Here is a 12,474-nt window from a genome sequence, read left to right on the forward strand (position 1 = left end):
TTGTTCTCCGTCCAAACCGGTTAAAGGTCCAACAGCCAACTGTGCTGCGGGTCGTTATGGAAATGCCAGGCGCGCTTGGGGCCGGCCATCACGTTCAGGTAGTACGACTCGTAGCCGTACGGCACGCTGACCGGGTGATACCCCTTGGGCACCACCACCAGGTCACTGTTTTCCACGGCCATGGCCTGGTCGATGCTGCGATCGTCGGTGTAGACGCGCTGGAACACGAAGCCCTGGGGCGGGTTGATCTGGTGGTAATAGGTTTCTTCCAGAAAGCTCTGGTGTGGCAAGTCGTCGGTGTCGTGCTTGTGCGGCGGGTAGCTGGACGAGTGGCCGGACGGCGTGCGCACTTCCACCACCAGCAGCGAATGCGCCGGCTCGCTGTCGGGCAGGATGTCGCACACATAGCGAGTGTTGGCGCCTTTGCCGCGCACACTGCGCTTGCACTGCTCGGGGCGGATCAGCCGGGGTTCGTAGCCGCTGGCACCCGGCGCGGCGCAGACGGCAATCTGCACGTCGCTCAAGGCGGTAACCTGGGCATCGGTGCCGGGCGGCAGGTAGGCGGCGAAGGGTGATTTGTCTTCGAACACCGACTGGCGATCACCGAGGTTCTGCCAGTTGAAGCCCTCGCCCTCGATGTTCACGCGACCGCTGAGCAGCACCAGGCACAGTTCTTGATCGCCGGCGGTCACCGGCAGGGTTTCGCCCAGGCTCAGGCGATACGCGGCAAAACCTACGTACTCCAGGCGCCCGTCTTCCAGGGCGACCATGGTTTGCCCGCGTTTGCTGCTTTTGACCAACAGGCTCATTGTCCAACCCTCTCAGTGAGAAGCGCACGCAACGTGTCATAACCCTTTTTCGCATAGATGTAGCTGGGCGCCACAGCCGGGTCCTGTTCGGCTTCCACCACCAGCCAGCCTTCATATCTGGCGGCCAGCAGCACATCGAGCAGTTCGGCAAAATCGATATCGCCGTCGCCAGGCACGGTGAAGGTGCCGTTGACGATGCAATCGGGAAAGCTCCACATCTGGTTGCGCGCCAGTTGCACCACCGGTTTGCGCACGTCCTTGAAATGCACGTGGCAGACGCGGTCGATGTGTTTGCGCAGCACGTCGATGGGCTCGCCGCCACCCATGTAGCAGTGGCCGGAATCGAACAGCAGGCCGACTTCGGGGCCGGTGCGACTCATCAGTTGGTCGATGTCTTCCGGAGATTCGACGTAGGCGCCCATGTGGTGGTGGTACGCCAGGCGCACGCCCTGGGACAGGGTGAAGCGCGCCAGTTCAGTGAGCTTTTCGGCATAGTCCTGCCAGGCCTGTTCACTGTGAAAACGCGGGCGTTCAATCAGGCGGATTTTCGAGCCCTGGATCGAGTCGGCGACCTCGCCGTACACCAGCACGGTGGCGCCGTTCTGTTTGAGCAGCTCGACATGCCCGGCGATGGCTTCGATTTCTTCGGCCACCGAGCGACGCGCCAGGCGGCTGGAGTACCAGCCGGAGACAAGGGCCAGGTCATAGGGGCGCAACACATCGCCCACGCCCTTGGCGTCCTTGGGGAACTTGCCATTGAGTTCAAAACCTTCGTAGCCGATGTCCTTGCCTTCGCTCAAGGCAGTGCTCAGGGGCGTCTCGCCGCCCAGGGCCGGCAGGTCGTCGTTGCTCCAGGAGATCGGGTTGATGCCAATTCGGATTGCGGGCATGGCTGCACCTTTTATTGTTTTCAGATATCACTGAGATCTGGCTTCTGTGGGAGCTGGCTTGCCTGCGATGGCATCAACTCGGTATGTCTGATGGACCGAGTCGTCTGCATCGCAGCGGTGCGGCGACCCGACAAGCCAGCTCCCACATTGGATTGCATTTCAGATTGAGAGCATTTTCAGTCCCGCGCTTGGCGCCAGGCGTTAATAAGCTGTTCGAAGGTGGCCTGCACCTGCTGGATCAGCGTCTCGTCATCAATCTCCCCCGCCAGCCACGCGCGGCTCGGCTCCTGGAAGATTGTGCGGCCTACGGCAAACCCTCGGCAGGTGGTGCTCTGGGCGGCCTGTTGGAAGCCCTCGGCGAGGCATTCGGCCGATGCATTCAGGCCCAGCAGCACCACGCCTCGGCAGTACGGGTCGCGTTCCTGGATCAACTCGTCGAGTTTTTTCCAGTCTTCAGCCGACTGCGCTTCGATCTTCCACCACGCCGGGTAGATGCCCAGGTTGTACAGGCGCTTGAGGCTGCGGTAGAGCACGTCGGGATAAGTAGACGGGTGATCCTTGGGCGGGATGACTTCCAGCAGCAGCTCATGGCCACTGACTATCGACGCCTCGTACACCGCCTTGAGTTGGGCTTCCTGCTCCAGGCGCAGCATGGGTTCGTCGTCGGGGTGGAATTGCACCAGGCACTTGATGATCTGTTCTTGCGGCCAGGCGATCAGGTTGCTGCCCACCGAGCGGCCGTGTTCGAACGCCAGGGGCCGAGAGTTCTGCACCTCCACCGGGCGCGCGATCCACCAGCCACGACCGCTGGCGGCGTTGAGCGCGTCCTGGCCGAAGCGCTGGTCGGCCAGCAGGCCCACGTCAGCTTCCACGCCTTGCTCGGCGAGTTTTTTCTCGACGCGTTCGATGGCCTGGATAAACAGTTGCTTGGCATCGCTGATGCGCGCCGGGTCCTGGCCGCCCTTCTGTGCCAGGTCCACCAGTTGCCAGCGATGATCGAAGGCAAACACGAACAACTGCTTCCAGGCTTTGCGCGGCACCGTCACCCGATGCAGGCGTTGCAGGGTCACGTCCTGGTCGGGCCGGGTGATCGGCACCGGGCTGTTGAACAGGTAGTCCAGTTCGGCGGGCGTCGGCATGGCCGGTGCACAGGCGTGGCGCGACACCACCAGGCCGCCACAGGCGTTGGCCAACTGGCTGCAGCGTTCATCACTGGCATCTTTGATCCAGCCGCTGAGGAAGCCCGACATAAACGCATCGCCCGCGCCGAGCACATTGAGCACCTCGACGCGCACGCCGGGGTAGATCGCGCCGTCTTCCAGGCGTGCCGGGATTGCGCCGTGAATCACCGTGCAACCCTGCGGGCCGAGCTTGACCACCAGCGTGGCCGGGGTCAGCGAGCGCACGGTACGCAAGGCGGTGAGCAGGTCTTCGCTGCCACCGGCAATCAAAAATTCTTCTTCGGTGCCGACGATCAGGTCAAAGCGCGGCAGGATGTTTTGCACGTGCTGGCTGACATTCTGGTCCGCAACAAAGCGCGTCTCGCCGTCGGCCTTGCCCGCCAGGCCCCACAGCACCGGGCGGTAGTCGATATCGAGCACGCGCTTGACGTTGTGCTTGGCGGCGTAATCCAGCGCCTGGATGCTGGCCTTGTACACGCCCTCGGTGGAGAAATGCGTGCCGGTGATCAACAGGGCTTTGCTGGAAGCGATGAAGGCTTCGCTGATGTCTTCGGCGCGCAGGGCCATGTCGGCGCAGTTTTCGCGGTAGAACACCAGAGGGAAGGTTTCGCGGTCCTTGAGGCCCAGCAGCACCAGGGCGGTGAGGCGCTCCGGGTCGACCTTGATGCCGCTGACATCGCAGCCTTCGCGGGCCAGGGATTCCACCAGGAAGCGCCCCATGTGGTCGTCGCCCACCCGGCTCAGCATGGCCGACTTGAGCCCCAGCCGCGCAGTGCCGAAGGCAATGTTGGCGGAGGACCCGCCGAGGTACTTGGCGAAGCTGGACACGTCCTCAAGCCGCGCACCCACTTGCTGTGCGTAGAGGTCGACGCCCAGGCGCCCGAGGCAAATCAGATCCAATTGACGCCCACTGGCAAAACGAGTCTGGCCCATGCTGGCTCCTGTTATTTTTATCAGCCTGCGTTGTGCCGCCGTGGCGACGGCAAACGCTCTTGGTGGGAGCAGACTAGAACGTCCGGCGACGGCAATCAATATTTATTCCATAATTATTTTTAGTGGAATATTTTTTCCAATACGCCACCTTGAAGGCTCTGCCCCGACACTGCATCGATTCAGCAGGCCAGGCACGCCGTGATGCCGGGGTATTTTTTTGCGCCTACCCTGTAGACTTGCGCCACCCATCAGCGCATCAGACGAACAAGCCAGAAGGATTGCCCATGTCCAGCACCGATCACGAGACCACCCTGGAAGGAACCATCGCCAGCCCTCCGATCAATGCCGAGCGCCTGTTGCAGCTGATCACCGACGAATACGAAAGCCTGCCGCGCCAGCTCAAGCGCATCGCCAGCTACATGAGCCAGCAGAGCGACCGGATCATGGTCGACCGCATCAGCGACATCGCCCGCGAATGCGAGGTGCACCCTTCTGCCATCGTGCGGTTCTCCCAGCGTTTCGGCTTCAGTGGTTTCAGCGAAATGCAGGCGCTGTTTCGCGAGGCCTACACCCACAAGACCACGCCGGTGCAGAACTACCAGCAGCGCATCCGCAGCATGATCGCCAACAAGTCGCAGAAAGCCAGCGGCGGCGACCTGGCGCGGGAATGTGTGAACGCCACCCTGTCCGGCATCGAGCGCCTGGGCCTGGAACTGGACGACGCGGCCTTCGAAAAAGCCGTGGACCTGGTGGTCAATGCCGACAACATCTACGTGGTCGGCGTGCGCCGGTCCTTCGCGGTGGCCGATTACCTGGTCTACAACCTGCAGCACACCAACAAGCGCATCCACTTGATCTCGGGCCTGGGCGGCAGCTACCGCGAGCAGATGCGCAGCGTACGCGCCAACGACCTGGTGATCGCCATCAGCTTCACGCCCTACGGCAAAGAGACCCAGCACTGCCTGCGCATCGCCCAGCATCACCAGGCCAAGACCCTGATCATCACCGACAGCAACCTGTCGCCCCTGGCCAAGCGGGCGAACGCGGTGTTGCTGGTGAACGAAGGTTCCTCGTTTGCCTTCCGCTCGTTGAGCGCCACCTTGTGCCTGTGCCAGGCGCTGTTCATCGCCGTGGCCTACCGCCTGGAACTGAAGGTGGACGAAATCCACGAACAGGTTGGGTTCGACGACTGACGCCTGTCGCACCACGCCCCCTGTAGGAGCTGGCTTGCCAGCTCCCACATTTTTGGGTCAGTGTTTGGCTTTACGCATCAGGTAGTACGCCGCCGGGATGACGAACAGCGACAGCAACGGCGCCGTGAGCATCCCGCCAATCATCGGCGCCGCAATGCGGCTCATCACCTCACTGCCCGTACCGCCGCCCAGCAGAATCGGCAACAGCCCGGCGATGATCACCGCCACCGTCATCGCCTTGGGCCGCACCCGCAGCACCGCGCCTTCGCTGAGGGCGGCCAGCAGGTTGCCGTCCTTGCGTTCGGCCCAGGCGTTCTTCAGGTACAGCAGCATGATCACGCCAAACTCCGCCGACACCCCCGCCAACGCGATAAACCCCACGCCCGTGGCCACCGACAGGTTGAAACCCAGCCAGTAGAGCAACCACACACCGCCCGTCAGGGCAAACGGCAGCGTCGCCAGAATCAACAGCGCTTCCTCCACCCGGCGAAAGGTCAGGTACAGCAGTACAAAAATGATCAGCAGTGTGGCCGGCACCACCAGCTTCAAACGCTGATTGGCTCGCTCCAGGAACTCGAACTGCCCCGAGTAACTCAAGCTCATGCCCGGTTGCAGGTGCACCTGCGCATTGATGGCTGCGCGCAGGTCTTTGACCACCGACGCCAAGTCACGATCACGCACGTCGATGTACACCCAGCCCGAAGGCCGCGCATTTTCACTCTTGAGCATCGGCGGGCCATCGTTGACCTGGATTTTTGCCACCGTGCCCAGGGTGATCTGGCTGCCCTTCGGTGTGTACACCGGCAGGTCCCGCAGCGCCTGCACCGAGTCGCGCCATTCCTTGGGGTAACGCAGGCTGATCGGGAAACGCGCCAGGCCTTCCACGGTCTCGCCGATGGTCTCGCCGCCCACCGCCCCCGACACAATCGACTGCACATCGGCGATGTTCAGCCCATATTGCGCGGCAGCGGCACGGTCAATGTCCACGTCGATATAACGCCCGCCGGTCAAGCGTTCAGCCAGCGCCGAACTCACCCCCGGCACGCCTTTGGCGACCTTTTCCACGGCCTGGGTCACGGCGTCGATTTGCATCAGGTTGCTGCCCGCGACTTTCACGCCAATCGGGCTTTTGACCCCGGTGGCGAGCATGTCGATACGGTTGCGGATCGGCGGGATCCAGATGTTGGTCAGGCCCGGCACCTGCACCACACGGTCCAACTCCTTCACCAGGTTGTCCGGGGTCATGCCGGGGCGCCATTGGTCCCTGGGCTTGAACTCGATGGTGGTCTCGAACATCTCCAACGGCGCCGGGTCGGTGGCGGTTTCGGCGCGCCCGGCCTTGCCGAATACATGGGCGACTTCGGGCACGGTCTTGATCAGCCGGTCGGTGCGTTGCAGCAACTCGCCCGCCGTTTGCGTGGACAAGCCCGGCAACGCAGACGGCATGTACAACAAGTCGCCCTCGTCCAGCGGGGGCAGGAATTCCCCGCCCAGCTTCGACATCGGCCACAGCGCACTGGCGACCATCAGCAACGCCACCAGCAAGGTCATGCGTGGCCAACGCAGCACCGCGTCCAGGGCCGGCTGATAGAGCTTGATCAGGCCCCGATTGAGCGGGTTGCGCTGCTCATCGGGAATGCGCCCGCGAATCCAGTAACCCATCAGCACCGGGATCAAGGTCACCGACAAACCGGCTGCCGCCGCCATGGCGTAGGTCTTGGTGTAGGCCAGCGGGCCGAACAGGCGGCCTTCCTGAGCCTGCAAGGTAAACACCGGAATGAACGACAAGGTGATGATCAACAGGCAGAAAAACAGCGCCGGGCCAACCTCCACCGCTGCCTCCGTCATCACCTTCCAATGCGCTTCACCTTTCAGGTCCCGTCCGGGATTGGCGTGGTGCCAGGCTTCGATTTTCTTATGGGCGTTCTCGATCATCACCACCGCCGCGTCCACCATCGCCCCGATGGCAATCGCGATGCCGCCCAGGGACATCAGATTGGCGTTGATGCCTTGGAAGCGCATGACGATAAAGGCGATCAGCACCCCCACCGGCAACGAGATGATCGCCACCAGGGATGAGCGCAAGTGCCACAGGAAAATCCCGCACACCAGCGCCACCACCAGGAACTCTTCCAGCAGTTTGTGGCTGAGGTTGTCCACGGCGCGGTCGATGAGCTTGCTGCGATCATACGTGGTGACGATCTCCACGCCGGGCGGCAGGCTGGCTTTGAGCTGGTCGAGCTTGACCTTGACCGCCGCGATGGCTTCCCGCGCGTTCTTGCCGCTGCGCAGGATCACCACGCCGCCCACCGCTTCGCCCTCGCCGTCCAGCTCACTGATACCCCGACGCAGGTCCGGGCCCAACTGGATGTTCGCCACATCGCCGAGGGTGACTGGCACGTTGTTCGCGTCCAGGCGCAACGGGATAGCGCGGAAGTCAGCCAGGCTTTTCAGGTAGCCGGAGGCCCGCACCACGTATTCAGACTCGCCCAGGTTGAGCACCGAACCACCGGTTTCCTGGTTGGCCTTGTCGATGGCTTCCTTGACCTGCGCCTGGGTGATCCCGCGACTGGCCAGCGCCAGCGGGTCGAGCTGCACTTGGTACTGCTTGACCTGGCCGCCGATGGTCGCGACTTCCGCCACGTTGGGCAGGGTCTTGAGCTCGAACTTGAGGAACCAGTCCTGCAAGGCGCGCAATTGCGCCAGGTCATGCTGGCCGGTGCGATCTACCAAGGCGTACTGGTAGATCCATCCCACCCCCGTGGCGTCAGGCCCCAGCGAGGGTTTGGCCGACGCCGGCAGGCGCGCCTGCAACTGGCTGAGGTATTCCAGCACCCGCGAGCGCGCCCAGTACAGGTCGGTGCCTTCATCAAACAACACGTACACGTAGCTGTCGCCAAAGAACGAAAAACCGCGCACGGTCTTGGCCCCCGGCACTGAGAGCATGGTGGTGGTCATCGGGTACGTGACCTGGTTCTCGACAATCTGCGGCGCCTGGCCCGGGTACGGCGTGCGGATAATCACCTGCACATCCGAGAGGTCCGGCAAGGCGTCCACCGGGGTGTTCTGCACCGACCAGATGCCCCACGCGGTGATGAACAGCGTGGCGAGCAACACCAGGAAGCGGTTGGCCACCGACCAGCGAATCAACAAGGCAATCATGGCTGGGCTCCCGGCTGCATGTTCATCGCGGCTTCGGCGGGGGTCACGGTGATGCCCTTGAGACTGGCCTCCGAATCGAGCAGGAACTGCCCGGAGGCGACCACCTGCTGGCCTTCCTGCAAGCCGCTGACGACTGCGGTCTGGTCCTGGCTTTCAGCCCCCACGTGCACCTCGACGGGCCGGTAATGACCACCCTCCTCGGCCAACATCACCAGCACCCGCTTGCCGGTGCGGATCAACGCTTCGCTGGGCACCTGCAGCACCGGTTGCACGCTACTTTGCGCCAGGCTGACCTGGGCCGTCATACCGGGGCGCAAGGTACCGTCGGGGTTGGGCAGCTCGACGCGAACCTGCAGGGTGCGGCTGTCCAGAGCTGCGGCCGGCAGGATCGCACTGACCGTGCCGGTAAGCGTTTTGCCCGGCAAACCGACAAAGCGGCTCTGCACGCTTTGCCCCACGTGCAAGGCAGCGCCCTGGGCTTCGGGCACAGCGACCTGCAACCACACGTGATCCAAGCCATTGAAACGCGCCAGGGTCTGCCCCGCCGCGACCGTCATGCCCTCGCGCACCTCCAGGGTCTGCAGCGCGCCATTCAACGGGCTGGTGACAGTCAACACCGACTGCACTTGGCCGCTGCGTTCCATCTGCGCGATCAACGTCGCCGGCATGCCACTCAGCCGCAGGCGTTGGCGAGCCGCGCCGATCAGGCTGCCCTCACCGCTGCGGCGCAGTGCCAGGAACTCCTCCTGGGCGGCTGCCCATTCGGGTACCAGAATGTCCGCCAACGGCGCCCCGGCCTTGAGCACGTCCCCCGGCGCCCGGGCGTAAACACGCTCGACAAACCCCGCCGCCCGCGCCTGCACCACCGCCACGTCACGGTCGTTGAACGCCAGGGTGCCCGACACGTCCAGCGTGGTGGTGAGTACACTCCGTGTCACCGGCGCCAGGCGCACCCCGATGTTCTGGGCCAGACGCGGGTCGATCTGCACCGCCGGCGTTGCCGCCGCTGCGCCACCGTCGGCGTAGCGCGGCACCAGTTGCATGTCCATGAAGGGCGACTTGCCGGGCTTGTCGAATTGCTGTTGCGGGTACATCGGGTCGTACCAATACAGCGCCTTTTTGTCGTCTTTAGCCGGTGCCGAAGCGGTGGGATGCAGCTGTGCCACCCCATAACCTGCGCCCAGCCCCAGCAGCACTAGCGCAGCCACGATTCGATTATTCATTGGCAGGTTCCCCATAGGCGAAATACAGCTGGGCGCCGACCAGGGCGCGTTGTTCCAAGGCATCAATCTGTTTGAAACGGGCTTCGACCAACTCACGGCGGGCGCCGACCACGCTCATCAGGTCAGCCTTGCCCGCCCGGTAACCGGCCAGGCTCAGGCGCACCTTTTCCTCGGCCAGCGGCACCAGGCTCTCCTGGCTGCGTTGCACCGCCCGGTCCAGGCGCTGGTACTGCGCCAGGTCGTCGTCGAGCCTCTGCACATGCTCACGGGTGGCGGCTTCACGCTCGGCGTCCAACTGGTCCAGCTCAGCCTGCTTGGCAGCGATGCCAGGGTTCTGGCGGCGGCCGGGAAAAATTGGCAGGTCAAAAGTGAACTGCACGTTGACCATGTCACCGAACTCACGGCTGCGATGGCCGTAGTCGACTTCCCAACTCCAATCCGACGTCTTTTGCGCCTTGGCTTCCTGCAACCGCGCTTCGGCCTCGCGGGTACGCGGCGCGTAGGCTTGCAGCTCAGGGTGTTGATGCAGGTTGTGGCTCAGGCCGTGGCTGTCGAGCGTCCAGTTGGGCAACGCACCGCTGGGGGCTTCATTGGCGGCCGGGCCGATCCAGCGCTTGAGGGCGGCACGGGCTTGGGCACGTTGCTCGGTCAGCTCGTCTTCGCGCCCGTTCAGGTCGGCGGCTTCCTGCCGGGGAATCACCGCATCGGACGCCTGGCCACGCCCACCCGCCAATTGCGCCCTTACGCTGTCTTGCAGCAGGCGGTTCTGCTGGTAGAACGCCGGGAACAGCGCTTGTTTTTGCTCCACCGCATAGGCGCGAATCCACGCCTGGGCGGTGGCCTGGCGCACGTTCAGGCGTTCGATCCGCCCTTCGGCCGCCGTGCGTTCGACGGTGGCATCGGCCAGCTCGACCCGTGCCTTGCGCTTGTCGCGGCTGGGCACCTGCTGTTGGATGCCGATCATCTGTTGGGTCATGTCATCGCCATACAACGTGCCGCGATTGGGCCCGCCGATGGGGAAGTTCTGCAGGCCAACCACCAGCTTGGGGTCGGGTAACTCGCCGGCCGGGATCGCCGCCTGGGTCGCGGCGTGCAGCTTGGCCGACTCGGCCGTCAACGACGGCGCGTTGTTTTGCGCCAGGCGCAGGGCGTCATCCAGGGTCAGCGCGCTCGCCAACGCCGGCCACGCCAGCACGCCCATCATCAGGGCGCGCAGGTAGAGGGGATTCATGGTGAAGATTCCTGATCTGGTCCACTGCGCGCCGCGTTATGCGGCCCACAGCAAGGTCATCCCGAGAGCGGAATGAGGCTTGAGGTCAACAGGAATCAGGTACGGGGTGGGCGCCAGACGCCGGACGGCGTGCGGTCGGGGATGAAGTCCGAGGCGAGGTTTGCGGCCAGGGGATGGGCCAGGGTCAAGGGTGCCTTGAGCACCGGCATCGACAATTGCACCAGGCCGCCGGTCTTGCATTCCTGGCCGGGTTTGCACGCCTTGCCGTGGTCGACGCCGCTCTGACAGCAGTCGGGAGACATGTCGCTCATCAGGCGCATGTCGCTCATCTTCATCGGGCAAGGCTCGGTGCTCGACGGCACACCCGCCATCCCGGTGAGGGGAAGCGTGAGGCTCAGCAGCATGACGAGGATGACACGTAGAAGGCGGCTCATGGGGCGCGAGTCTAGCCAAGCGCGTGTTAAGCCGCCATTAACAAATGTGGGAGCGGGCTTGCTCGCGAAAGCGCCGTGTCAGCCAACTCATCAGTCGCTGACACACCGCATTCGCGAGCAAGCCCGCTCCCACAGGGGACCGAGCCAGGCTCGGGATCAGTGCATGAAGATCGCGATCAGGATGATGACCGGGATAGGCACACCGAGGAACCACAACAGTAATGAGCGCATGACGTTCTCCTTGAATTAACGTACGAAGTGTTCGGTTTCGACATACACCACGGCATCACGGCGGCGACCGCCGTAGGTGGCCGCGAAGCTGGCAAAGAACGCACCGATCAGCAGGGAAATGAAGGTCCACAGCGAGGTATAGGCGGCGACTTTTGCAGCGGTATCAGCAGCCTGCTTGGCTTTGAGCTTGGCGTCGTCCACAGCCTTGCGGGCGTCGCCATAGACTTTGTCGATACGCGCTTCGGCGTCGGCCTGGCTGAGGTTGGTGCGCTGGCTGATCAACTGGGCCAGGTAGGCGCGATCCTCTGGGGCCAGTTGGCCGTCGTTGGCGAGGGTACGGGTGAAGATGCGCGCGACCACGCCGTGGGCCGCGTCATCGCTGACGGCAACGGGGCGGTCGTCGCGGAACAGGCTGTCGACGTAGTAGCCGAAGTCATCGCCTTTCACCCCTTGGGCGGCACTGCCGACGACTTGGGCTGCGCCCGAAGCCACACTCGCACCGGCTTTCACGCCGCCACCGACCACACTGCTGACGGAGCCGACCACCAGCATCGCGGTCACCAGGGTGGCCACGGCCCAGGCCAGGAAACCGTGGGCGGTGTCGCGAAAGTACACCTCATCACCGTGCATATTGGCCCACTTCACGCGTAACCGGCCGGCGATGTAGCCGCCCAGGCCCGACGCGACAATCTGGGTGAAGGCCAGCCAGACTATCGTGGAAATGCCAAGCCCCTTGGCGCTGATACCGCTGTCGGCCCAAGGCGACACCGCCGAGAAACCCAGGCCAAAGCCCAGCAATACGAGGATAAGGGACAGTGCCGCCGCCGCAGCGGCCCCGGCAAAGATCGCCCCCCAGGAAACCCCGGAGCGCGTGCTCGACTCTTGCAGCGTGGATGAGGATGTGATCATTGTTGTTGTACTCCAGGCAGAAAAATAGTGTTACAAGTCTCAAAAGAGACAGTGCAGCCACCATGCCAGTCGTCGCAAAAATAAAACGCCTTGTTTTTCAATGCGTTAAATAACTTGAACTTCCTAGGACCGTGCAACTTGCAAGAACTGATCGATTGCGGCGGGCGTTATGCACTCCCGCCCCCCCTGTAGGGAGCCGGCTTGCCGGCGATCGCGGCCTCTGCCACAGCGCAAGGCTCAGGGGCCTCATGGCCGGCAAGCCGGCTCCTACGGGATTG

At 63.5% G+C, this 12,474-nt stretch carries 9 protein-coding genes; 1 reads left to right on the plus strand and 8 read right to left on the minus strand.

The genetic code is table 11. The features are described 5' to 3' along the window. Nucleotides 1–20 precede the first annotated feature (20 nt). The 3 genes from iolB to ACVWVP_RS24970 all read right to left on the minus strand — a co-directional run bounded on the left by iolB (nt 21) and on the right by ACVWVP_RS24970 (nt 3,813). A complete protein-coding gene (iolB, locus tag ACVWVP_RS24960) occupies nt 21–809 on the minus strand; it encodes a 5-deoxy-glucuronate isomerase (RefSeq protein ID WP_078742045.1) in 789 nt (262 codons plus the stop codon). Further along, on the minus strand, nt 806–1,699 hold the full coding sequence (gene iolE, locus ACVWVP_RS24965) for a myo-inosose-2 dehydratase (protein ID WP_457408596.1): 894 nt from the start codon (nt 1,697–1,699) through the stop codon (nt 806–808). The genes iolB and iolE overlap by 4 nt, the downstream gene beginning before the upstream one ends. A 176-nt stretch (nt 1,700–1,875) precedes the next feature. Next, nucleotides 1,876–3,813: a bifunctional 5-dehydro-2-deoxygluconokinase/5-dehydro-2-deoxyphosphogluconate aldolase gene (locus ACVWVP_RS24970; protein ID WP_457408598.1), complete on the minus strand. Its 1,938-nt coding sequence runs from the start codon at nt 3,811–3,813 to the stop codon at nt 1,876–1,878. A 284-nt stretch (nt 3,814–4,097) separates the two neighbouring features. Between ACVWVP_RS24970 and ACVWVP_RS24975 the strand changes: the two genes are divergently transcribed. Continuing rightward, nucleotides 4,098–5,006 (plus strand): MurR/RpiR family transcriptional regulator, encoded by a 909-nt coding sequence (locus ACVWVP_RS24975; RefSeq protein ID WP_176999041.1) that lies wholly within the window; start codon nt 4,098–4,100, stop codon nt 5,004–5,006. A 57-nt stretch (nt 5,007–5,063) separates the two neighbouring features. Here the strand turns inward: ACVWVP_RS24975 and ACVWVP_RS24980 are convergent, their stop codons facing one another. The 5 genes from ACVWVP_RS24980 to ACVWVP_RS25000 form a co-directional block, all read right to left on the minus strand. Next, entirely contained in the window at nt 5,064–8,168 is a 3,105-nt protein-coding gene (locus tag ACVWVP_RS24980; protein ID WP_457408602.1) for an efflux RND transporter permease subunit, read from the minus strand. Further along, nucleotides 8,165–9,391 carry an efflux RND transporter periplasmic adaptor subunit gene (locus ACVWVP_RS24985; protein WP_457408604.1) on the minus strand — a complete coding sequence of 409 codons (1,227 nt, stop codon included), beginning with the start codon at nt 9,389–9,391 and terminating at the stop codon, nt 8,165–8,167. The genes ACVWVP_RS24980 and ACVWVP_RS24985 overlap by 4 nt, the downstream gene beginning before the upstream one ends. Next, nucleotides 9,384–10,622: a TolC family protein gene (locus tag ACVWVP_RS24990; protein WP_457408606.1), complete on the minus strand. Its 1,239-nt coding sequence runs from the start codon at nt 10,620–10,622 to the stop codon at nt 9,384–9,386. Before ACVWVP_RS24990 ends, ACVWVP_RS24985 begins: the two co-directional genes overlap by 8 nt. A gap of 95 nt (nt 10,623–10,717) precedes the next feature. Then, nucleotides 10,718–11,056 carry a hypothetical protein gene (locus tag ACVWVP_RS24995; protein ID WP_178924929.1) on the minus strand — a complete coding sequence of 113 codons (339 nt, stop codon included), beginning with the start codon at nt 11,054–11,056 and terminating at the stop codon, nt 10,718–10,720. A 246-nt stretch (nt 11,057–11,302) separates the two neighbouring features. Then, on the minus strand, nt 11,303–12,196 hold the full coding sequence (locus ACVWVP_RS25000) for a hypothetical protein (RefSeq protein ID WP_457408609.1): 894 nt from the start codon (nt 12,194–12,196) through the stop codon (nt 11,303–11,305). Nucleotides 12,197–12,474: the final 278 nt, after the last annotated feature.

The sequence above is a fragment of the Pseudomonas sp. TE24901 genome (genome assembly GCF_054058375.1).

What these genes read in the sequence shown, in the direction of transcription:
- iolB (WP_078742045.1), bottom strand. Translation starts at nt 809, where the DNA reads ATGAGCCTGTTGGTCAAAAGCAGCAAACGCGGGCAAACCATGGTCGCC.
- iolE (WP_457408596.1), bottom strand. Translation starts at nt 1,699, where the DNA reads ATGCCCGCAATCCGAATTGGCATCAACCCGATCTCCTGGAGCAACGAC.
- ACVWVP_RS24970 (WP_457408598.1), bottom strand. Translation starts at nt 3,813, where the DNA reads ATGGGCCAGACTCGTTTTGCCAGTGGGCGTCAATTGGATCTGATTTGC.
- ACVWVP_RS24975 (WP_176999041.1), top strand. Translation starts at nt 4,098, where the DNA reads ATGTCCAGCACCGATCACGAGACCACCCTGGAAGGAACCATCGCCAGC.
- ACVWVP_RS24980 (WP_457408602.1), bottom strand. Translation starts at nt 8,168, where the DNA reads ATGATTGCCTTGTTGATTCGCTGGTCGGTGGCCAACCGCTTCCTGGTG.
- ACVWVP_RS24985 (WP_457408604.1), bottom strand. Translation starts at nt 9,391, where the DNA reads ATGAATAATCGAATCGTGGCTGCGCTAGTGCTGCTGGGGCTGGGCGCA.
- ACVWVP_RS24990 (WP_457408606.1), bottom strand. Translation starts at nt 10,622, where the DNA reads ATGAATCCCCTCTACCTGCGCGCCCTGATGATGGGCGTGCTGGCGTGG.
- ACVWVP_RS24995 (WP_178924929.1), bottom strand. Translation starts at nt 11,056, where the DNA reads ATGAGCCGCCTTCTACGTGTCATCCTCGTCATGCTGCTGAGCCTCACG.
- ACVWVP_RS25000 (WP_457408609.1), bottom strand. Translation starts at nt 12,196, where the DNA reads ATGATCACATCCTCATCCACGCTGCAAGAGTCGAGCACGCGCTCCGGG.